Annotated in this window: 23 protein-coding genes and 1 tRNA gene; 17 read left to right on the forward strand and 7 right to left on the reverse strand. The window is 38.6% G+C overall.

The annotated features are described in order from the left end of the window. Window positions 1–65 precede the first annotated feature (65 nt). From ABIN91_RS13260 to ABIN91_RS13285, 6 genes are all read left to right on the forward strand, one after another. Entirely contained in the window at window positions 66–956 is an 891-nt protein-coding gene (locus ABIN91_RS13260; RefSeq protein ID WP_348051595.1) for a hypothetical protein, read from the forward strand. Continuing rightward, window positions 950–1,153: a helix-turn-helix transcriptional regulator gene (locus ABIN91_RS13265; protein ID WP_348051722.1), complete on the forward strand. Its 204-nt coding sequence runs from the start codon at window positions 950–952 to the stop codon at window positions 1,151–1,153. The genes ABIN91_RS13260 and ABIN91_RS13265 overlap by 7 nt, the downstream gene beginning before the upstream one ends. Before the next feature lie 62 nt (window positions 1,154–1,215). Further along, the gene (gene trmD, locus ABIN91_RS13270; RefSeq protein WP_348051596.1) at window positions 1,216–1,890 is read left to right on the forward strand and encodes a tRNA (guanosine(37)-N1)-methyltransferase TrmD; all 675 of its coding nucleotides are present in this window, start codon (window positions 1,216–1,218) and stop codon (window positions 1,888–1,890) included. Further along, window positions 1,891–2,352 (forward strand): hypothetical protein, encoded by a 462-nt coding sequence (locus ABIN91_RS13275; protein ID WP_348051597.1) that lies wholly within the window; start codon window positions 1,891–1,893, stop codon window positions 2,350–2,352. A 132-nt stretch (window positions 2,353–2,484) separates the two neighbouring features. Further along, window positions 2,485–2,832, forward strand: coding sequence for a 50S ribosomal protein L19 (gene rplS, locus ABIN91_RS13280; protein ID WP_348051598.1), 348 nt, complete (start codon window positions 2,485–2,487; stop codon window positions 2,830–2,832). Window positions 2,833–2,933: 101 nt separating this feature from the next. Continuing rightward, window positions 2,934–4,085, forward strand: a complete 1,152-nt coding sequence (locus tag ABIN91_RS13285; RefSeq protein WP_348051599.1) for a mechanosensitive ion channel family protein — start codon at window positions 2,934–2,936, stop codon at window positions 4,083–4,085. A gap of 64 nt (window positions 4,086–4,149) precedes the next feature. Here ABIN91_RS13285 and ABIN91_RS13290 read toward each other — a convergent pair whose 3' ends face one another. From ABIN91_RS13290 to ABIN91_RS13300, 3 genes are read right to left on the reverse strand one after another with little or no spacing between them, the layout of a single operon-like run. Then, window positions 4,150–4,944, reverse strand: a complete 795-nt coding sequence (locus tag ABIN91_RS13290; RefSeq protein WP_348051600.1) for an MlaD family protein — start codon at window positions 4,942–4,944, stop codon at window positions 4,150–4,152. A 5-nt stretch (window positions 4,945–4,949) separates the two neighbouring features. Then, entirely contained in the window at window positions 4,950–5,756 is an 807-nt protein-coding gene (locus ABIN91_RS13295; protein ID WP_348051601.1) for an ATP-binding cassette domain-containing protein, read from the reverse strand. Window positions 5,757–5,759: 3 nt separating this feature from the next. Next, window positions 5,760–6,533, reverse strand: a complete 774-nt coding sequence (locus ABIN91_RS13300; protein ID WP_348051602.1) for an ABC transporter permease — start codon at window positions 6,531–6,533, stop codon at window positions 5,760–5,762. A 260-nt stretch (window positions 6,534–6,793) separates the two neighbouring features. Here ABIN91_RS13300 and ABIN91_RS13305 point away from each other — a divergent pair, with 260 nt between their 5' ends. From ABIN91_RS13305 to ABIN91_RS13325, 5 genes are all read left to right on the forward strand, one after another. Continuing rightward, window positions 6,794–7,450, forward strand: coding sequence for an NAD(P)H-binding protein (locus ABIN91_RS13305; RefSeq protein WP_348051603.1), 657 nt, complete (start codon window positions 6,794–6,796; stop codon window positions 7,448–7,450). Beyond that, window positions 7,447–9,321, forward strand: a complete 1,875-nt coding sequence (locus ABIN91_RS13310; RefSeq protein ID WP_348051604.1) for an ABC-F family ATP-binding cassette domain-containing protein — start codon at window positions 7,447–7,449, stop codon at window positions 9,319–9,321. The genes ABIN91_RS13305 and ABIN91_RS13310 overlap by 4 nt, the downstream gene beginning before the upstream one ends. Next, window positions 9,318–9,569, forward strand: a complete 252-nt coding sequence (locus tag ABIN91_RS13315; protein ID WP_348051605.1) for a hypothetical protein — start codon at window positions 9,318–9,320, stop codon at window positions 9,567–9,569. The genes ABIN91_RS13310 and ABIN91_RS13315 overlap by 4 nt, the downstream gene beginning before the upstream one ends. Before the next feature lie 46 nt (window positions 9,570–9,615). Then, complete coding sequence (gene mnmG, locus ABIN91_RS13320) at window positions 9,616–11,478, forward strand: tRNA uridine-5-carboxymethylaminomethyl(34) synthesis enzyme MnmG (RefSeq protein WP_348051606.1); 1,863 nt, start codon at window positions 9,616–9,618, stop codon at window positions 11,476–11,478. Window positions 11,479–11,591: 113 nt separating this feature from the next. Then, window positions 11,592–13,235, forward strand: coding sequence for an Ig-like domain-containing protein (locus ABIN91_RS13325; RefSeq protein ID WP_348051607.1), 1,644 nt, complete (start codon window positions 11,592–11,594; stop codon window positions 13,233–13,235). On the opposite strand, the gene ABIN91_RS13330 is transcribed toward ABIN91_RS13325, so the two are convergent. Continuing rightward, the gene (locus ABIN91_RS13330) at window positions 13,222–13,737 is read right to left on the reverse strand and encodes a gamma carbonic anhydrase family protein (protein WP_348051608.1); all 516 of its coding nucleotides are present in this window, start codon (window positions 13,735–13,737) and stop codon (window positions 13,222–13,224) included. The genes ABIN91_RS13325 and ABIN91_RS13330 overlap by 14 nt on opposite strands. A gap of 39 nt (window positions 13,738–13,776) precedes the next feature. Here ABIN91_RS13330 and ABIN91_RS13335 point away from each other — a divergent pair. Beyond that, window positions 13,777–13,849 (forward strand) — tRNA-Gly (locus tag ABIN91_RS13335). A gap of 25 nt (window positions 13,850–13,874) precedes the next feature. Continuing rightward, window positions 13,875–14,495 (forward strand): hypothetical protein, encoded by a 621-nt coding sequence (locus tag ABIN91_RS13340; RefSeq protein WP_348051609.1) that lies wholly within the window; start codon window positions 13,875–13,877, stop codon window positions 14,493–14,495. On the opposite strand, the gene nadB is transcribed toward ABIN91_RS13340, so the two are convergent. Beyond that, window positions 14,496–16,091, reverse strand: coding sequence for an L-aspartate oxidase (gene nadB / locus ABIN91_RS13345; RefSeq protein ID WP_348051610.1), 1,596 nt, complete (start codon window positions 16,089–16,091; stop codon window positions 14,496–14,498). A 408-nt stretch (window positions 16,092–16,499) separates the two neighbouring features. Between nadB and nadA the strand changes: the two genes are divergently transcribed. The 3 genes from nadA to thiL all read left to right on the forward strand — a co-directional run bounded on the left by nadA (window position 16,500) and on the right by thiL (window position 19,084). Continuing rightward, a complete protein-coding gene (nadA, locus tag ABIN91_RS13350; protein WP_348051611.1) occupies window positions 16,500–17,492 on the forward strand; it encodes a quinolinate synthase NadA in 993 nt (330 codons plus the stop codon). Window positions 17,493–17,643: 151 nt separating this feature from the next. Then, complete coding sequence (locus ABIN91_RS13355; protein WP_348051612.1) at window positions 17,644–17,988, forward strand: GxxExxY protein; 345 nt, start codon at window positions 17,644–17,646, stop codon at window positions 17,986–17,988. Window positions 17,989–18,043: 55 nt separating this feature from the next. Beyond that, window positions 18,044–19,084, forward strand: coding sequence for a thiamine-phosphate kinase (thiL, locus tag ABIN91_RS13360; RefSeq protein ID WP_348051613.1), 1,041 nt, complete (start codon window positions 18,044–18,046; stop codon window positions 19,082–19,084). Here thiL and ABIN91_RS13365 read toward each other — a convergent pair. Both ABIN91_RS13365 and ABIN91_RS13370 read right to left on the reverse strand, forming a co-directional pair. Continuing rightward, entirely contained in the window at window positions 19,074–19,772 is a 699-nt protein-coding gene (locus tag ABIN91_RS13365) for a peptidylprolyl isomerase (protein ID WP_348051614.1), read from the reverse strand. The genes thiL and ABIN91_RS13365 overlap by 11 nt on opposite strands. Window positions 19,773–19,781: 9 nt before the next feature. Then, window positions 19,782–20,123, reverse strand: coding sequence for a hypothetical protein (locus ABIN91_RS13370; protein ID WP_348051724.1), 342 nt, complete (start codon window positions 20,121–20,123; stop codon window positions 19,782–19,784). Window positions 20,124–20,325: 202 nt separating this feature from the next. On the opposite strand from ABIN91_RS13370, the gene ABIN91_RS13375 reads away from it, so the two are divergent. Further along, entirely contained in the window at window positions 20,326–20,646 is a 321-nt protein-coding gene (locus tag ABIN91_RS13375) for a hypothetical protein (RefSeq protein ID WP_348051615.1), read from the forward strand. Window positions 20,647–20,650 lie beyond the last annotated feature (4 nt).

A 20,650-nucleotide genomic window follows, 5' to 3' on the forward strand; every position in this document is an offset into this window, starting at 1 on the left:
TTTGTCAAAAATACTTGACAAAGGTCAATTTTGTTTTACATTTGGTAAAACAAAATTGACTTATCATGAAACGCACACTATTATTTCCATGTAAGCTAAGGTATCTGGGATACCTGCTGGCCATACCGGGCCTTATTTTAGGCTACATGGTAGCATATCAAAAGTACGAGATACCTGGTTTTGAATTACGCATTCGCGAAAATGACAGCCTGTTTATAAGTGCCATCGAAAACTTTACCAACGAACTGGCCCTTACGCTTGTTATTGTCGGTTTGATACTCGTTGCTTTCTCCAAACTAAAGCACGAAGATGAACTTACGGGTAAAATACGATTGAATGCTTTGTACTGGTCCATCCTGATCAATTACTGTTTTTATACACTATTCAGCTTGTTGTCATTGTTCTCTGATCGGAATTCGCTACACATCATTGTTTCGGGCTTTCTCAGCACCTATGTTACGTTTACTATCTATAATTTTTTTATCCCATTGGTTATTTTTATACTTCGCTTTTATTACCTGTTATATCGCAATAAAAACGAGTATACCATAAAACAGGTGCATTACTTACCCAATAAACCATACCTGTTTATAGGCAAATGGGTATCCCTTATCATTATAGCTATGCTGGTAGTTAATCAGTTATTTAAATTGAACATAAAGTGGTTCGAAACATCGTTTATGTTATTACCATTAAGTCTTTTATTGTGGGCGTATTCAAAAGAACGGGCCGAAGACGAATACATTAGCACCATAAGGCTCGAAGCCATGCAGATCGCTGTATATGTAAATTACGTCATATTACTGATTTCGAATATGTTGGTTTATGGTTTTGATTTTTTACTGATACAAATGATCAACCTTGTCACCATTCCACTCATCTTTATTGCCTGGTTTCAGTACCGTTTGTACCGCAGCAACCAACAGGCCGAACTTAAAAGCGCATTATCATCATGAAAAACTCACTTCGCGTTGAACGCGCCATCAAAAACATAACCCAGGCCGACCTTGCCGAAATTATTGGGGTATCGCGCCAAACCATCAACACCATCGAAAGTAATAAATATGTACCATCAACCGTGTTGGCACTCAAAATCGCCAAAGTATTTGAAAAGCCGGTTGAAGATATATTTGTGTTGGAAGAAGATGATTAATCATAAAATCAATCTTGATTCCTGTTTCTCGGTTCTTGCATCTAACTTCCTATCTTTGCGCCATGCGTTTTGATATCATTACCGTTTTGCCTGGCTTGTTAGAGAGCCCTTTTGCACATTCCATTTTACAACGCGCCCAAAAAAAGGGCATCGCCGAAATTGTAGTGCATAACCTGCGCGACTACTCAACCCAAAAACAAAAAAGTGTTGACGATTACCCTTACGGCGGCGGCAGCGGTATGGTGATGACCATTGAGCCCTTCGCCAAATGCATTGAGGCTTTAAAAGCCGAACGCGAGTATGACGAAGTGATCTTCATGTCGCCGGATGGTGAAACCCTGAATCAAAAGATAGCCAACCAGCTCTCGATCAAAACAAACATCATTATTCTTTGCGGGCATTATAAGGGCATTGATCAGCGTATCCGCGATATATTTGTTACGCGCGAAATTTCTGTAGGTGATTATGTCCTTTCGGGAGGAGAGCTTCCGGCGGCCATTGTGGTTGATGCCGTAGTGCGATTGATTCCCGGCGTACTGAGCGATGAAACCTCGGCCCTGTCAGACTCCTTCCAGGACGATATGCTGGACGCGCCCGTATATACCCGCCCCGCGGATTGGAATGGCCACAAGGTGCCCGACATCCTGCTGAGCGGCAATACACCCGCCGTTGAGCAGTGGCGCTTTGAGCAAGCATTGGAACGTACCAAACAACGCCGCCCCGATCTGTTAAAGTAAATGAGCAAGCAAAGCATCATACAAACCTTAACCCAATTAAGCCACCTGCTTTCACCAATAACATCACGGTGGATAATTATCGGCACAACGGGCTTAATGCTAAGCGGATACGATGTTGAACCAAACGATATTGATATACTTACTGATAAAGAAACAGCATCGTTAATAAATTCGCTGTTAAAGCCTTACGAGAAGCCTGTGCAATTAAAGGACGATGGCAAATTTCGCTCTGCTTTTAGCAGATACGTTATTGGCGATGTGAGTATCGAGCTAATGGGCAATTTGCAAGTAAACACAGTAAACGGATGGGTGGATGTATTGCCATTAATAACAGATCCTCAAAAAATTGTATTGAACGGCTCAAATTTCACCATCCCATCAAAAACCGAACAAGCAAGCATTTATACCTTGTTTGGCCGCCAAAAAGATGAAGCGGCACTTAAGCTGCTCAGTACTATATAAAACAATCCCAATTTGTTAATTAAAATACAAATGTGGAAAATTTTAAAATAGGGCTTTTATAAACAAAAAATTATCCCTATAATTGCAATCCGATTTTTACGGGTTAAAAATCGACTTTAAAGGCTAAAAATCATGGATTTAGTAAAATTTGTTGAAGAACAATCAGTAGAAAAAAAGGTATATCCTACTTTCAAATCAGGCGATACCATTAGTGTACACTATAAAATCAGAGAAGGTAACAAGGAACGTATCCAGGTTTACCAAGGTGTTGTTATTCAACGTAACAGCAACGGAAGTACAGAAACTTTTACCGTACGTAAAGTATCAAACGGCATTGGTGTTGAGCGTATCTTCCCGGTTAACTCTCCAAACATTGATAAAATCGAACTGAATAGCCAAGGTAAAGTACGTCGTGCTAAATTGTACTACTTACGCGAACTTACTGGTAAAGCTGCTCGTATCAAGTCAAAAAGGGTTTAATTACACTTACAAAATATTACAAGCCTTCCTGTTTTTGCAGGGAGGTTTTTTTGTTTGTACCCGTTAAACGGGATTTTATTATTTTGGTGCAATAATTACAAATGGACTTTAGCTTTTTAAATAAAATAGTTTGGGGCAACAGCATTAAAAGTATCCTGCTTTTCGTTGGTATTTTATTGCTATGCGTCTTACTCAAAAAAGTATTCTCAAGATTGTTGAGCCGCTTGCTGCTAATGTTATTCGGCCGCTTTGGTAAAGAGCTTAACGCCGCGGTTTTTGTTGATCTGTTGGTTAAGCCCGTTGAGTTCTTCATCAGCTTGTGGTTAATTTATCTTGCCGTCAATCAACTCAGTTATCCCCTAAACGAATCCATCTACACCCGCAAAACCATTGTTGATAAGGTAGAGGTAGTCAAAACGATCACCATCATCCAGGTAGTTGATAAACTATTCTTGTTACTGATGATCATCTCGCTATTCTGGATAGTGTTGCGCATCATCGATTTTATAGCCCATGTGTTTGCCTACCGGGCCTCGTTAACAGATTCTAAGGAAGACGACCAGCTTGTTCCTTTTGTAAAAGAACTGGTTAAAATAACAGCGGTTACTGTTGGCTTTTTTGTCACCCTGGGTTATGTGTTCGAGATCAACGTGCTCACCCTCATTACCGGGCTTGGTATTGGCGGTATAGCTATTGCGCTGGCCGCTAAAGAGAGTTTAGAGAACCTGCTTGGCTCGTTTACCATCTTTGTAGATAAACCCTTTGTAGTGGGCGATTTTGTGAAAGTGAATGGCATTGAGGGGACGGTAGAAAAAGTAGGCTTCCGCAGCACACGTATCCGCACTGCCGAAAAGAGCCTGGTTACCATGCCCAACAAAAAGATGATAGATACCCCTTTAGAGAACATGACGGTACGTAACTATCGACGCATCAAATTCAACGTAGGCCTAACGTACAATACCCCGGTTGAAGAGATTCGTGCTATAGCCGATAAAATCACTACTTATATCAACTCACACGCGCAAACCAACGATGACGCCATAGTAACGTTCGAAAACTTCGGATCGTCCTCATTAGATTTACAGGTATTGTATTATATCGAGATGATGGACTACAACCCTTATCTTAAAATTAAGGAAGAGATCAACTTCAAAATAATTGAGATCGTTCAGCAAAGCCTTGGCGACTTCGCTTTTCCCACACAAACGGTTATCCACCAATACGAGGCTCCGCCAGCCGACCCCAACAAATAACATTATAAAACAAAAAGGCCGCTTTTATTTAAAAGCAGCCCTTTTTTATACAGATCACTTAAGTTTATCCCTTTCCACCCAAGCCTAAAAAGCCTTTGCGTTTTTTCTTGGCTGTGGTATCAACCACACCATTAGCTTTATTAACAGAGTCTTTTTTAGCCTGCGCAGCCTTTTCCTTCTTTTTGAAAAATCCCTTCAGCAAGAAGTTATTTTGAGCGGCTTTTAAATCTTCATTTAAGGTCCCCGTAGTTTTCTTTACCGAAGTCATTGTGTTTTTAGCTTCGTTAACGGTATGCTCCATATCTTTAGCCATCTTATCGTTATTTAATAAACGGCCAATGCTACCTTTTCCACCGTTTACCTTAGCAACGATTTCCGATAGGTCACCAGATAGTTCGGCAACGTTATCTAACACTTTGGTAGCTTTAGCAATCAGCTTATCAGTATCAAATGGTGGTATAGTAGCTAATTTTTGTCCTTCTTTAGCCATTTCGGTAGTAGTTGCACCACCCGGTGAAATAGTGATCAGTTTATCACCAATCAACCCGTCGGATCCGATAGATAGTTTGGCGTCAGATTTAACAAACTCTTTATAGTGGCTATTCAAAGTAAGGTCAACTCTTACCGATGTATCTGTCAATATCGTGATACCATCCACAACACCAACGTTAATACCTGCCAGGCGCACATTGTTACCAACCTGTAAACCGCCTACGTTTTTAAATACGCCGTTGATTCTATAAGTCGAACTGAACATGTTTTTTTGACTCCCTATTAAAAATACGGCCGCAAACAGGATAGCTATACCTATAGCTGTGAATATTCCTATTTTTAGTTTTTGTCCGGTAGTGGTTTTCATATTATTTATTTAAAAAATGATCTTACAAATTCTGATTTTGATTTCTCCAATTCCTCATAGGAGCCTTCGGCAACAAACTCACCTTCTTCCAGCACAAGAACCCTATCAGCGGTTATCTGCGCGCACTCCATATCGTGTGTGATAATGATGGATGAGGTTTTATATTTCCTCTGCATCTGCAATATGAGCTCACTAATTTCCCTTGATGTAATAGGGTCCAAACCAGTAGTAGGTTCATCATAAAGCATAATTTCGGGGTGTACTATCAATGTGCGGGCCAAACCAACGCGCTTGCGCATACCGCCAGATAGGTCAGATGGCATCTTGTCTATCGCATCTGCCAATCCTACAGAGTTTAATACTTCTTCTACCTTTTTATCCAATTCATCCTGTTCCCTAATTCTTAAAACACGCGTTAGCGGAAACTCAAGGTTCTCGCGCACGCTCATAGAATCGTATAAAGCTCCGCTTTGGAATAAAAAGCCAACCTTAACACGGAGGTCTTTCAACTCTTTATCGTTCATGTCTGATACCTCGTCACCCAATACCTTGCATTCACCCTCATCCTGCATCAACAAACCGGAAATACATTTGATGGTAACAGATTTGCCCTGGCCAGAACGACCTAAGATCACCAGATTCTCTCCCCGTTTTAAAGTAAGGTTGATATTTTTTAAGATATCTTTTGATCCAAAACTTTTCTTTAGGTTTTTGATCTCGATAACAACTTCATTCTTATCCCAATCCTTATCTTTTTTTAAGACATCGGCTCTCTTTTCAGGTTGCTCTTTTATTTTTTCGTCCTTTTCCATTGTTTAATAAAAAAATAATTGGGTTATCTGAACAGCTACAACATCTAAAAAGAATATCCATAACGAAGCGCTTACCACGGCCGAGTTTGCTGCAATACCAACACTTTCGGTACCATTGTTTGAGTTAAAGCCTTTATAGCAACCTATAAAACCTACCGCAAAACCAAAAAATACGGTTTTAATAACGGCGGGTAATAGATCGGTAAAATCAACAGAGCTAACACATTTGTTAAAATATAGCTGCCAGCTGGTATGGTCGGCAAAGTGTACTGCCAAAAAGCCGCCAAACAAGCCCAATACATCACCCATCAGGGTTAAAACAGGTATCATAATGGTGGTGGCCAGTATACGTGTAACAACAAGGTATTGCATAGGGTTGGCACCCGATACTTCCATGGCGTCAATCTGCTCGGTCACCTTCATACTACCGAGTTCGGCACCAATGCCTGATGATATTTTGCCTGCGCAAATAATAGCGGTGATAACAGGGCCTATCTCTCTGATAATAGAAACACACACCATGTAAGGCAGCATACTACTGGCGCCGAATTTTACCAGCGTTGGCCGCGATTGCAGGGTAAGCACCACACCCATAATAAATGAGGTAATACCTACCAGGGTGATTGAACGATAACCTATTTCATAACACTGGCGAACAAACTCCGACCACTCAAAGCCCCCGGTAAATAGATTTCTGAAAAAGCCGGATAAAAAGGTGGTTTGTTCGCCTACCTCTCCCATCCATTTTTTCCAACCTGTTAGTTCTTGTTCTGCCATGTTTAAATAATTATTAATGTTACAACAATTGAAAACCGTTTTGTTTTTAGTACACTAAAATATATATTTTAGTAACTACTTCGTTTATTGGCGGTTCTGCCATTTAATTACGCCCGGGCTACAAACTCAAATTCATTGGTTTTATTTACATCAATAAAAAGTTGATATGTAAACTATGGCATTAAGCTTACATCCCGCAAGCGTAATAAGCATTGCTCTGTTTAAAATTCCGTACTTTTGCACAAAATTGTGTTTAATCAATGTTGAAGAAGGCTATCATAGTTGGGGCAAGTGGATTGATCGGTAGCGAGCTATTGAACATTCTATTGCAATCGTCTGACTATCAGGAGGTTTTGATATTGGTTAGGAAAGAATTAACTATTTCAAATCCAAAACTGGTTCAGCTGGTAGTGGATTTTGAAAACCTGTCTCAATGGGCCGGTGCCATAACCGGGCATGCCTTGTTTAGTTGCTTAGGCACTACCAAAGCCAAAACGCCCGATGAGAACATCTATCGTAAAATAGATCACAATTATCCATTGCAATTGGCGCAGATCGCACATCATAACAAGATGAAGCAATACCATTTGGTTTCGGCCATCGGTGCCGATGTTAATTCGTCTATATTTTATACCAAGTTGAAAGGTGAAACAGAGCGGGATATAGAAAATGTTGGTATACCAACTTTACATATTTACCAGCCATCATTTTTAGAAGGTCGTAAAAAAGGGGAGCGCCCAATGGAAAAGGTACTTACCACATTAATGAAAGCGATAAACCCCCTATTAATAGGCGGGCTAAAAAAATACAGGAGCATACCGGCGGCAACAGTTGCCTGGGCCATGTTCAAACAATCATTAAAAAACGATGTGGGTATTTATATCCATACTACAGATAAAATAAAACAATTAGCGTGAGTACTTATATTTCAGCAGAGGGCCTGGGCCATTCATTTAACGATACCTGGTTATTTCGCCAGTTAACATTTGGCATTAACCGTGGCCGCAGGGTTGCACTTGTTGGTGCCAATGGCGCCGGTAAATCAACTTTATTAAAACTTTTGGCCGGTAAATTTTTACCTGTAGAAGGTAAGGTGGTACGCAGTAAAGAATTAAAATTAGGATACCTGGAACAAGACCCACAGTTTACTAAAGGTGCTACCATCAGCGATTTTATTTTTCAGTCTGATAATATACAGCAGCAATTGATCCGCAGGTACGAAGAACTATTGGAAGACGATCCGGACAATTATGCCGAAATAGAAAAAGTTACCGAAGAAATAAGCAATCTGGAAGCCTGGGAATACGAGCACAATATCAAAACCATTTTAGGAAGGTTAGATATTCACCACCTGGAGCAAAAGATAGAAACCCTATCGGGCGGACAAAAGAAACGTTTGGCTTTAGCTCAGCTGTTAATAGCCGATCCGGAGATCTATGTACTGGATGAGCCTACAAACCATTTGGATATTGATACCATTGAATGGTTAGAAAGCTTATTAACAGAGGGCAATAAAACCATACTGCTTGTTACTCACGACAGGTACTTTCTGGATAATGTATGTAACGAGATCATCGAGATAGATCGTGGTAAGATCAATAATTACTCTGGTAGTTATTTGTACTATTTAGAGAAAAAAGAAGAGCAGGAAGCTGCTGATGCCGCGCAGTTTTCTAAGAATAAAAACCTGCTTCGTAAAGAATTGGATTGGATGCGCAGGCAACCGCAGGCTCGTGGTACCAAATCAAAAGCTCGTATTGATGCCTTTTATGAGTTAGAAGACAAAACCAAAGACGGTGGACCAAAAGAGAAGGTACAATTGAGTACCAAAACTGCCCGTCAAGGTAATAAAATACTGGAAATCAATAATATAAGTATTGGTTTTAATGGTAATAACCTGATAGACAATTTTAGTTATACATTTAAAAAGGGAGATCGTATTGGTTTAGCCGGAAAGAATGGCACAGGTAAGTCAACCTACTTGAACTTAATAACCGGAAGCTTACAGCCAGACAAAGGAACCATAGCAGTTGGAGATACCACCGTTATGGGTTACTTCCACCAAAGTGGGATCACCTTTAAAGGCACCGAGCGGGTTATTGATGTTGTTACTGATGTGGCCGAATACATTACCATGGCCGATGGTAAAACCATCACCGCATCAAACTTGCTTACACAATTTTTGTTCCCCCCTGCCAAGCAATATGGTTTAATCTCTAAGCTAAGCGGTGGCGAGAAAAAGCGTTTACAATTGATGCACATCCTGATGAAGAATCCAAATTTTTTGATTCTGGATGAGCCGACAAATGATCTGGATATTGATACTTTGAATGTATTGGAAGAGTTCCTGATCAACTACCCTGGTGTATTGATACTGGTTACTCACGATAGGTACTTGTTGGATAAATTGACCGATCAACTCTTCATTTTAGAAGGTAACGGCAAGGTGCTAATTTATAATGGTAACTATTCATCATATCGGATAGATTTAGAAGAGGCCAAGGCAGAAGCTAAACGTGCAGCAAAAAATCCGGCTCCAAAACCAGTTGAACAAGCCACTCCCAAAAAAAACAAGTTGGCCTTTAAAGAGCAACAAGAAATGCTAACCCTTGAAAAAGATATAGCACACCTTGAACAAGAAATAAAGAGTTTCACCGTTCAATTGAATTCGGGAATTACAAATCATGAGGAGTTGGCTTACCTGGCTGATAAGATACAGGACATGAACAAAGCCCTTGAAGAAAAAACATTCCGTTGGTTAGAATTGGTTGAATTAAACGAGGCATGAAAGAATCAGATATATTAGCATCTGTTGGTGTTGTTATCCTGTTAATCGGTTTCTTTTTGAACCTGAATAAGAAGATAGCATCCGACAGTAAATTTTATATTTGGTGCAATATTATTGGTGCTGGCATGAATTGTTATGCGTCCTATATGATCAAGTTTTATCCTTTCGTGATACTCGAAGCAATATGGACAGGGGTAGCAATTGTCTCGCTGTTTAAGAATGTTCCACGTGGAACGTCAGGTGAATAATTAATGAACTTATTAAAATGTTCCACGTGGAACATGCAATAAAAAGATGTTTAAAAAATATAATGTTATTGTGGTTGGTGCAGGCCATGCCGGATGTGAAGCAGCAGCGGCAGCGGCTAACTTAGGCTCGTCGGTATTGTTGGTTACCATGAATATGGGCACCATTGCACAGATGAGTTGCAACCCTGCAATGGGTGGTGTAGCCAAAGGGCAGATAGTGCGCGAGATTGATGCTTTGGGTGGATACTCCGGTATTATATCTGATAAAACAAGTATTCAATTCAGGATGCTAAACCTGAGCAAAGGCCCTGCCATGTGGAGCCCACGCACGCAGAATGACAGGATGCGCTTTGCCGAAGAATGGCGTTTAGCATTAGAAAGAACACCAAATGTTGACCTGTTTCAAGACATGGTATCATCTCTGTTAATTAAAGGAAATACCGTATGCGGAGTTAAAACGGCATTAGGTATTGAGATAGAAAGTGATGCTGTAGTATTAACGAACGGTACCTTTTTAAATGGTGTTATTCATATAGGTGAAAAGAAATTTGGTGGGGGCCGGTCGGCAGAAAGGGCTGCTACAGGTATCACCGAACAATTAGTTCAATTAGGTTTTGATGCCGGTAGAATGAAAACCGGAACCCCCCCGCGCATTGATGGCCGCTCGTTAAATTACTCGTTAATGGAAGAGCAATGGGGCGACGAAAAGCGCGGCCGTTTCTCGTACACTGACGTTAAATTAATGGAAGAGCAACGTTGTTGCTGGATCACTTATACCAATAGCAAAGTACACGAAATGCTGAAGGAAGGCTTTGAAAGATCGCCCATGTTTACGGGTAGAATTAAAGGCTTAGGTCCGCGTTACTGTCCATCCATTGAAGATAAAATTAACCGCTTTGCCGAGCGTGATCGGCACCAGATATTTGTTGAACCGGAGGGTGCGCATACTGTTGAGATCTATGTAAATGGTTTCTCAACTTCGCTGCCAGAAGATGTACAATATAAAGCTTTGACCCAAATACCTGGTTTTGAAAAAGCAAAAATGTTCAGACCGGGGTATGCTATTGAATACGATTACTTCCCCCCTATTCAGTTAGGTTTAACTTTGGAGACTAAACTGATATCAAACTTATACTTCGCCGGGCAGATCAACGGAACTACAGGATATGAAGAAGCGGCTTCGCAAGGATTAATTGCGGGTATCAACGCGCATCAAAAAGTATTTGATAAACATGAGTTGATCATGAAAAGATCAGAATCATACATCGGTGTTTTAATTGATGATTTGGTTACTAAAGGTACCGAAGAGCCTTACCGTATGTTTACGTCAAGAGCCGAACACCGCTTATTGTTAAGGCAGGATAATGCCGATATCAGGTTAAGCCCAATCGGTTTTGACTTGGGATTGATCAGCCAGGAACGGATGGATAAGGTGAACGCCAAGATAGCTAACTCGGATAAAATTGTAGATTTTGTAAAAGATAAATCTATCAATGCATCTGATGTAAATTCGTTGTTGGAAGAGTTGGGTACAAGCCCGCTTAACCAAAATGTGAAGATGGTGAATTTGATCGGTCGACCTCAGGTTGGATTTAATGATCTCCGAAAAGTTGATTCAGGTTTGAACGATATCTTATCTCAATATGATGAAGAAACTTTAGAACAAGCCGAGATCAAAATAAAATATGAAAGCTATTTTGAAAAAGAAATGGAGATTGTGAACAAGATGAAGAAAATGGAAGACAAGGAAATCAATCCCGAATTCAATTATCAGCAACTGGTATCGCTATCAAAAGAAGCACGCGAAAAATTGATGCGTATCAAACCTCGTACTTTGGGGCAGGCTTCCCGGATTTCAGGGGTGTCACCATCAGATATTTCGGTATTAATGGTTCATGTAAGCAGATAACAACATAAATACCTGGTTTACAGTAAATTATAAAATATTCGATCAGGGCAAATATTTTTAATTTTTAATATTACGGTTCATCAAAACAAAAAAGTGTCTTATAAAGCTTAAAAATGTCCTTTAATAAAAAACGTGTTTTTTTTGTCCAAATTTTACTGCTGGCAATAGCCCTTTTGGTTGGGATTGGTTGCGCAAGCATTCAAAGACCCCTCGGTGGACCCCGAGACAAGACTCCGCCAAAACTATTGAAGGCAACACCGGTAAACCAGACTAAAAATTTTGCGGCAAAAACTATTCAGTTAGATTTTGATGAATATTTTAAACTCGCCAATAGTTACCAGGAAATAACGATCAGTCCGGATATGCCGAAAGCGCCGGAGTATAATATCAAGTCGAAAAGTTTGGTGATCAAATTAAAAGACACGTTGCAAAAAAATACAACCTACGTGATCAATTTTGGTAAAGCCATTGCCGATGTGAACGAAGGAAATATTTTAAAGAACTTCACTTACGTTTTTTCAACCGGCGCACATATCGATTCGTTGAGTGTATCTGGTGTGGTGGTGAATCCGCTTACACAGGCTAAAGAAAAAGATGTTACAGTAATGCTGATCCCGGTAAAGTTAGATACGGCTTACTATCGTAAAAAGAAACCTGCCATTTACACCACTACAGATAGTTCAGGCGTTTTTAAAATGAGCAATCTGCACGAGGGCGTTTATAAAATTTACGCTTTAAAAGAAACCAATAATAACAAGATATACGACAGTGATGACGAAGTGATAGGTTTTACAAAAAACCTTGTACACTTAAAAAAAGATACCTCAGATATCCATCTGCAGCTATTTAAACAAGTTCCCGAAAAGTTGAGGCCTATCGAGCGAAGGATAGATCAGGATGGTAAATTATATTTTTTATTTAATAAGCCTATTCCGAATGCCAGCGTGCGGATTTTGAATGATCAATTAGATGCCCAAAAAATAGTTGAGTTTAGTAAGCAAGCTGATACGGCAACGATCTATTTAAAATCAATGGTGTTCGATTCTATCAAGGTTTCTTTTTTAAGCAACAATGTACCATTAGATACCATAACACTACGCAGAAGCCAGAAGGATACTTATAAAAGAAAAATATTACTGGATTACAATCTATCAAACGATAAACTAAAACCAGGTAGCGAATTACAGCTCAAAACTAATTACCCGATAGCCAGTATTGATCCAGGAAGGATTACTATGACTGAAGATTCTGTTGATGTAAGCGAAACCGATTTTAGCATACAGCGTAACCCCGAGGATGCTAAAAGATTTACATTAAAATATAAATGGAAACCGGGAAGGTTGTATAGCATTGGATTTAACGAAGGTAGCTTTATTGATATATACGGTGGAAAAAATGCCCGGATAGTTAAAAAGTTTGACCTGGATAAGCCTGAAAATTATGGAAAGCTAATATTAAATGTCACCGTTCCGGATACTGGCCAGTATGTTGTACAACTTTTAAATAGTAATGATGTTGAAGTGCATAGCGATATCATCAGCAAAAACACTAAACTGGTTTATGATAATTATTCTACCACAAAATACCGCATTAAGGTTATATATGATACCAACCACAACGGTAAATGGGATACCGGTAACGTAAAGCAAGGTATACAACCCGAAAATATATGGTTATTTAAAAAGGATATCCCTTTACGATATAACTTTGATGTAAGTCAGGATATTGAGATACCGAAAGAAACTAAATATCCTTAAACCAGCTTGAGTAAAGTATATAATTGTTTGGCAGTTTTTTGAGTAATTCGCGCTGATCATCGGTTATTGGTTTGATTTTTTTTGCTGGCGTGCCTGCATATAGATAGCCTGATTCGCATATGGTATTCTCTAATACTACCGAGCCTGCCCCAATGATCACGAATTGTTGAACATCAGCGTTATCCATTACAATGGCTCCCATGCCTACAAGCACATTATCATGCAGCGTACAGCCATGTACCAAAGCATTATGACCAATGGACACATTATTCCCGATGGTTGTTGCAGCGCGCAGATAAGTGGCATGTATCACGGCACCATCCTGAATATTGGTATTGTTACCGATATGAATATAATTAACATCGCCACGGATAACCGCGTTAAACCAAACCGAGCAATTATCGCCCATAATAACATCGCCAACTATGGTTGCATTTGGGGCAATAAAACAATCATTTCCCCAGGTTGGGCTTTTATCTTTAACGGGTAGTATTACAGGCATGATTATATTTAATTATTTTATAATTTAGTGCACACAAAAGCGGGAATAGCTCAGTTGGTAGAGCATCAGTTTCCCAAACTGAAGGCCGCGGGTTCGAATCCCGTTTCCCGCTCTTAAACAAATCAAACTAATATTTCATGTTATTAGACTACGAAGTTTCAAAGCTTGATTTACCAAAGTTATTCAAAAATAGTTTTAACAGAAGTCTCTTTATAGCCGAATACCTCCATTTTGGCAACGATGATAATGCTGATTTTTATATTCAATATATAGATGAAAATATTGATAGTCGCAAAATAAAGGCGCAGGAAGATGCTTTAGAATTATCAATTGCTTCGGGCATATTCAAACCACTTTATTTTGAAATCGTTAAAAAGATAATTAATTCAAAAAGATCTGATTGGATTAAACTACTTTGTGTTGATTGGCTATTCTCATTTTACAACCATCTTAAAAAAACTGATTTTATCGAGATAAATGAATACCTTCTAAAAACGAATACTTCTGAATTAATAAAAACGCAATCAATTTTGAATTTACTTTTATATAAAAATAATGAACAGCTAATACTAACATTATTGTTCGAACGAATTCACTTAGCTAAAGACAGCACCGTATATTATAGATTAGTAAATGGCTTAAATAGCACTTATCTAACAGATAAAGTATCAAAAAAAATAAAACAAGATATTAATAGACTAATAGAAACTTCTTCGCATTTAACTGATAATCAGAAAAATGAACTTATATTAGTTTAGTTATCTCAACACCGTATCCTCAATCTCCTTCTGATGCTCCGGGTAATCAGTAGTATAATGCAAACCCCTACTCTCTTTACGCATCATAGCCGATTTGATAACAATGTAAGATACCTGTATCAAATTACGCAACTCGCAAAGCTTAACAGATAGTTTGGTTTTTTTGTAAAAATCTTCTGTTTCTTCATATAGTAAACCTAAACGGCGCATTGCCCTTTCTAAACGGAAATCGGAACGAACGATACCTACATAATCGTTCATTACTTTTTGCATCTCGCGGATGTTATGGGTTACCAGGATATCCTCGTTTAAGAGTTGAACTCCTTTTTCATCCCAATCTGGAATATTACCGGGTAATGTATTAGCTTCAAATTGTTTAATGGCATCCTCGTAAATACGATGTGCAAATACCAAAGCTTCTAATAATGAATTGGAAGCCAAACGATTAGCGCCATGTAAGCCTGTTGATGAACATTCGCCGCAGGCATATAAACGCATGATGGATGATTGACCATGTTCGTCAACCAAAACACCTCCACACATGTAATGACATGCCGGCGAAACAGGTATCATATCCTTAGTCATATCAATACCGATATCTAAACACTTGGCGTAGATGTTAGGGAAATGTGCTAAAATATCTGCTTTGCTGCGATGACGAATATCAAGGTAAACGAAATCCTCACCTGATTTTTTTAGTTCAGCATCAATGGCTCTTGCTACAATATCACGTGGGGCTAATGATTTACGTGGATCATACTCCTGCATAAACTCTTCGCCATTACGGCGCTTTAAAACACCACCAAAACCACGTACAGCTTCGGATATCAGAAATGATGGATACTCACCAGGGTTATGCAAGGCTGTTGGATGGAATTGGATAAACTCCATATTACGCACCTTGCCTTTAGCCCTGTAAACCATGGCCACACCATCGCCGGTAGCAATTGTTGGATTAGTTGTTATACTATAGATGTGGCCCGCACCACCTGATGCCATTACAGTTACTTTAGATAATATCTTTTCTACTTCGTTAGTCTCAGTATTAAAAGCATAGATACCGTAAGCGGTTATATCAGTTGATAACTTATCTACAAATTCTCCTAAATGGTGTTGGGTGATCAGATCTACAGCAAAATGATGCGTTAATATCTCGATGTTTGGGTTTTGATGGATCTGTTCCAGCAATGCACGTTCAATTTCAAAACCGGTTATATCCTTATAATGTAGTACCCGAAATTCTGAATGACCGCCTTCTTTAGCCAGGTCATAATACCCTTTATTGGTTTTATCAAAGTTGGTTCCATAGTCAATAATTTCCTGGATACGCTCTGGTCCTTCTTTAACTACAATTTCAACAACTTCTTTATCGCATAGTCCGTCGCCGGCTATTAAGGTATCTTCTATATGTTTTTCAAAAGAATCTTCTTTTTTGTCCACAACTACGGCAACACCACCCTGAGCGTATTTTGTGTTAGATTCATCTTCGTTACTCTTTGTAACTATCAGTACCTTACCATGTTTTGCAGCTTTAAGTGCAAAGCTTAAACCGGCAATTCCGGAACCGATAACTAAGAAATCAACACTTCTGGTCATATCAAATTCAATAAATGGTATAAAAGTAGGATGTATGTTAATAAACCTTATAAAGGTGTTAATTTTGCGTGTGTAAAAAATCAAAAAAAGGTAAAATAGTTGATAAGTGCTTTACTTGATTCAATTTTATAAAACTTGTGGTGAGTTTTTACTCAGGTTTAACAAGGTAATTAACATTTTTAAACACAGGTAATAATTAACATAAAAGTTTTTCATTATTTATTTGTGAAATAAAATGTTCAGATAATCAGTTAGATAAGATGAAGAAAATATTAATAAGATGTTAATAAATTATTACAAACAACTTTATAAAGAAAATGTGTCACTACTTTTCAACCAAACTAACACACTAATAAGTAATAGTTCTATTTATATTAAAAAGTAATTGTATTTATTGTAACGTTGATAATGGATACATTTGAAGAAATAAAAGTGAAGCGATCTGTGGAAGAAAATATTGATCCAACACTCGACTTGTTTGCCGAGATTGAAAAACTGAAGAAAGAGAAAAATGCTGTTGTGCTTGCCCATTACTACCAGGAGGGCGACATTCAGGATGTTGCCGATTACATTGGCGATAGCCTGGGCTTATCACAGGAAGCAGCCAAGACCGATGCCGATATCATCGTTTTTGCAGGTGTACATTTTATGGCCGAAACAGCCAAAATACTATCGCCAAACAAGAAAGTTTTATTACCCGATTTGAAAGCGGGATGTTCATTAGCCGACAGCTGCCCGCCGCATTTGTTTAAAAAGTTTAAAGAGCAATACCCTGATCACCTGGTAATTACCTATGTGAACTGTACCGCTGAGTTGAAAGCGATGAGTGATATTGTTTGTACATCGAGCAACGCCATCCAGATTGTTGAGAGTTTGCCAAAGGAGCAGAAGATAATCTTCGGTCCGGATAAAAATTTGGGTGCTTATGTGGCTAAAAAAACCGGTAGAGACCTGGTTTTGTGGAATGGGGCCTGTATGGTACATGAGATATTTTCGAGAGAGAAGATCACCAAACTAAAATCTCGGCACCCGGAAGCTAAATTACTGGCTCACCCGGAATGTGAGGATGTGATTTTGGAAATGGCCGATTACATAGGATCTACAACAGGTTTGTTAAAATATAGCATCAATAATCCCGCTAAGGAATTTATTGTAGCAACAGAATCGGGTATTATACACCAGATGCAGAAGGATAACCCGGCTAAAACATTTATCCCGGCGCCACCGAATAACAATTGTGCTTGTAACGATTGTCCGCACATGAAACGTAATACACTTGAAAAACTGTACCTGTGTATGAAAAATGAATCGCCTGAAATATTTGTTCCGATGGATATTATTGAACGGGCGGTAAAACCAATTGAAAGAATGCTGGAAATTTCGGCACGATTGGGACTATGACCGTTGATTTATTTTGATTAACATGATTCCGCTGATGTTATAAAGCACCATGAATGAATCTGGAATATAAATCATTTTTGAAATTAGGGGTATATGATTGACGATAGATATAAATATTCTGAAACTGACCGGTAAGATAATTGGTTGCGCTATGAAAGTTCACAGCCAGTTGGGTAATGGTTTTCCGGAAGTTATCTATCAACGGTGTTTAGCTATTGAACTGAATAAGACAGAACTGAGTTTTATAAAAGAATTTGAAATGACAGTTTATTACGACAGTATTAATGTTGGCGTTAGGCGAGTTGATTTTTTAATTGAAGATAAGATCATGGTTGAGTTAAAAGCGATCACCCGTTTGGAAGATGTTCATTTGGCTCAAGCTATAAACTATTTGGAAGCGTTTAAAGTTGAAACTGGCTTGCTAATCAATTTTGGATCAAAAAGTCTTGAATTTAAGCGTGTTACCAATGAAATGAAATTGAAAAAAGAATTATAAATATAGCTGTGCAAGTAATCAGCGAAATAATAAAATCATTATAAAATCAACGGTAATGTTTGATAATAAAGAAAAAACAGAGATAGCGCATTTAGGTGAATTTGGTTTGATTGACCACTTAACCAAGAATATTAAACTAACCCATTCAAACACTATAAAAGGAGCAGGTGACGATGCTGCTGTTTTAGATGCACAGGGAAAAAAGATATTGGTATCAACCGATATGTTGTTGGAAGGTATTCATTTTGACCTGGCTTATACACCCCTGAAACATTTAGGCTACAAGGCCATACAAGTAAACCTAAGCGATATTTATGCCATGAATGGTATAGCTACCCAGGTTACGGTTTCGTTAGGATTTTCGAGCAAGTTCCCGTTGGAGGCTGTAGAAGAATTGTATGATGGGATGTTACTGGCCTGTGAAAAATATAAAATTGACTTGATAGGTGGCGATACTACATCATCAAAACAGGGTTTGGTTATTAGTGTAACCAGTATTGGTTATGCAGATGAGCAGGATATTGTTTACCGTAACACAGCACAAGAAGGTGATTTGCTTTGTGTAAGCGGCGATTTAGGTGGCGCTTATGTTGGTTTACAGTTATTGGAGCGTGAGAAATTGGTTTATTTAGAAAACCCTAACGTTCAGCCTGATTTGGAAGGTAAAGATTATATTGTTGAGCGCCAGCTAAAACCAGAGGCCCGTTGGGATATTATTGAATTACTGAAAGATGTTAAGGTTGTACCAACTTCGATGATCGATGTATCGGATGGTTTGGCTTCAGAGATATTACACATTTGTAAACAAAGCAACAAAGGGTGTAATTTATACGAAGAAAAAATACCTATCGATCCGATGACCTTTGATACAGCCCGTGAATTTAATTTAGACCCTACAATTTGTGCTTTAAGCGGTGGTGAAGATTATGAACTACTATTCACCATTAAACAAGCCGATTATGATAAGATCAAATTTAACAGCGATATCAGTGTAATTGGGCACATTACCGAGCCATCTGCAGGTTGTAATTTAGTTACCAAGGCAGGTAACTCGCACGAGTTAAAGGCACAGGGCTGGAATGCTTTTAAGGGTTAAGTAAAAGTAGTTTATCTAACTGTTTGCACTCGCGTTTGTTGAGTAATTCAATGGTATAAGGCACATCCTGTAAAGGACGATTACGAACATCTGCTTTTAGTGGCGCTATCAGGTCAACCATATCAAAGCCGGTTACTACTTCGCCAAAAACAGTGTAACTATGATCTAATTGAGGTGTGCCACCCACTGAACGGTATACTGCGCGTTGTGATTCTGGAATTTTAAAACCTTTTAAACGGGTTTTTTCCAGATTATCCATTTCGGCATCTGTATATCTTCGTCCTTCAACAATATAAAATTGGGTACTGCTTGATGCTTTTTTAGGGTTATCATCACGTGCCGCGGCTAATACTCCACGTTTATGAAAAAGGCTATCATTAAACTCGGCATCTACTTTATATTTTAAACCGCCGTTACCTAACTCAATACCAGGTTTGGCATTTTTAGAATCCGGGTCACCACCCTGGATCATAAAATTGAGGATAATGCGATGGAAAAGTGTTTGATTTAATATACCACTTTTAACTACTTTGATAAAGTTATCGCGGTGTTTTGGAGTTTCGTTATATAAACGGATAATGCAATTACCGTAGCTGGTTTTAATGCGTATGTATTGATTTTTTGGAGCTTTGGCGAATATTGTTGAAACGATAAATATGGGCAGAAATAAGGTCAGTAATTTTTTCATTAAGATGATTTATAAAACTTCGTCGAAATAATCAATGATCAACGATTTGATGATCATTTCCTGCTCCAGTAAGGTATAATTTGGGATAGCGTTTATAACTTTCCAATGTGGCCATCCATCCTGATCTAAACCTTCTAACTCGTAAAAACCCAATTTACTAAAGAGTTTACAATTGGCTATGTGCATTAGCTCTTCCTTTTGTCTCTTCGAAAATTTTTTGGGGCCTTGCCCCAGTTCCTGCACACCGATGAGAAAGAGCATTACCTTAATATCTGGTATATCAGTATCAAAATCGGTGGCTATCCGTTTTTGAAGTTCGTCCCATTTAAAATTTACTTGAGCAGGTGTCATATAGGCGCAAATATACTTTAATGTTATGACAGGTGTTTGTAAAATGAATGCCATGATATTCTTTAAATCACAGGAATGTTACGAATCCGATAAACGTTACAACATCAAAATTGAAATATTATGCTACTTTTGTTAATAATTTAGCAGTGTTTTAAACTAATGTTTGTAAATTAAGTTTAATATAAAGCATTGTTAATACAGAATGAGAAAAAGAAGAAATCATATTCGTTTTGCCTGGATCGTATTGATCTGCTTTATAGCGGGGCAAACTATGGTTTATTCTCACCAGCATTATAACTATAAGGCCGCGTTAACACATAACGTTAAAACGCCGCAGCCTGTGCAAACCGTAACGGATACCTGTAGTATTTGTGATATGATGCATCATACGCAAATGGCATTGTTTGACACGGCCGGTTTTACACCTACAGTTACACTTTGCGAAACCATTTACTCCAATCTTCACGATTATAAGGGCATTGCGCTCATTCTTTCTGCAGGCCGTTCGCCTCCCACAGTATAACAGT

This window comes from Mucilaginibacter sp. (genome assembly GCF_039921305.1).
Classification (GTDB): Bacteria; Bacteroidota; Bacteroidia; order Sphingobacteriales; family Sphingobacteriaceae; genus Mucilaginibacter.

What these genes read in the sequence shown, in the direction of transcription:
- ABIN91_RS13260 (WP_348051595.1), top strand. Translation starts at nt 66, where the DNA reads ATGAAACGCACACTATTATTTCCATGTAAGCTAAGGTATCTGGGATAC.
- trmD (WP_348051596.1), top strand. Translation starts at nt 1,216, where the DNA reads ATGCGTTTTGATATCATTACCGTTTTGCCTGGCTTGTTAGAGAGCCCT.
- ABIN91_RS13275 (WP_348051597.1), top strand. Translation starts at nt 1,891, where the DNA reads ATGAGCAAGCAAAGCATCATACAAACCTTAACCCAATTAAGCCACCTG.
- rplS (WP_348051598.1), top strand. Translation starts at nt 2,485, where the DNA reads ATGGATTTAGTAAAATTTGTTGAAGAACAATCAGTAGAAAAAAAGGTA.
- ABIN91_RS13285 (WP_348051599.1), top strand. Translation starts at nt 2,934, where the DNA reads ATGGACTTTAGCTTTTTAAATAAAATAGTTTGGGGCAACAGCATTAAA.
- ABIN91_RS13290 (WP_348051600.1), bottom strand. Translation starts at nt 4,944, where the DNA reads ATGAAAACCACTACCGGACAAAAACTAAAAATAGGAATATTCACAGCT.
- ABIN91_RS13295 (WP_348051601.1), bottom strand. Translation starts at nt 5,756, where the DNA reads ATGGAAAAGGACGAAAAAATAAAAGAGCAACCTGAAAAGAGAGCCGAT.
- ABIN91_RS13300 (WP_348051602.1), bottom strand. Translation starts at nt 6,533, where the DNA reads ATGGCAGAACAAGAACTAACAGGTTGGAAAAAATGGATGGGAGAGGTA.
- ABIN91_RS13305 (WP_348051603.1), top strand. Translation starts at nt 6,794, where the DNA reads ATGTTGAAGAAGGCTATCATAGTTGGGGCAAGTGGATTGATCGGTAGC.
- ABIN91_RS13315 (WP_348051605.1), top strand. Translation starts at nt 9,318, where the DNA reads ATGAAAGAATCAGATATATTAGCATCTGTTGGTGTTGTTATCCTGTTA.
- mnmG (WP_348051606.1), top strand. Translation starts at nt 9,616, where the DNA reads ATGTTTAAAAAATATAATGTTATTGTGGTTGGTGCAGGCCATGCCGGA.
- ABIN91_RS13325 (WP_348051607.1), top strand. Translation starts at nt 11,592, where the DNA reads ATGTCCTTTAATAAAAAACGTGTTTTTTTTGTCCAAATTTTACTGCTG.
- ABIN91_RS13330 (WP_348051608.1), bottom strand. Translation starts at nt 13,737, where the DNA reads ATGCCTGTAATACTACCCGTTAAAGATAAAAGCCCAACCTGGGGAAAT.
- ABIN91_RS13340 (WP_348051609.1), top strand. Translation starts at nt 13,875, where the DNA reads ATGTTATTAGACTACGAAGTTTCAAAGCTTGATTTACCAAAGTTATTC.
- nadB (WP_348051610.1), bottom strand. Translation starts at nt 16,091, where the DNA reads ATGACCAGAAGTGTTGATTTCTTAGTTATCGGTTCCGGAATTGCCGGT.
- nadA (WP_348051611.1), top strand. Translation starts at nt 16,500, where the DNA reads ATGGATACATTTGAAGAAATAAAAGTGAAGCGATCTGTGGAAGAAAAT.
- ABIN91_RS13355 (WP_348051612.1), top strand. Translation starts at nt 17,644, where the DNA reads ATGAAAGTTCACAGCCAGTTGGGTAATGGTTTTCCGGAAGTTATCTAT.
- thiL (WP_348051613.1), top strand. Translation starts at nt 18,044, where the DNA reads ATGTTTGATAATAAAGAAAAAACAGAGATAGCGCATTTAGGTGAATTT.
- ABIN91_RS13365 (WP_348051614.1), bottom strand. Translation starts at nt 19,772, where the DNA reads ATGAAAAAATTACTGACCTTATTTCTGCCCATATTTATCGTTTCAACA.
- ABIN91_RS13370 (WP_348051724.1), bottom strand. Translation starts at nt 20,123, where the DNA reads ATGACACCTGCTCAAGTAAATTTTAAATGGGACGAACTTCAAAAACGG.
- ABIN91_RS13375 (WP_348051615.1), top strand. Translation starts at nt 20,326, where the DNA reads ATGAGAAAAAGAAGAAATCATATTCGTTTTGCCTGGATCGTATTGATC.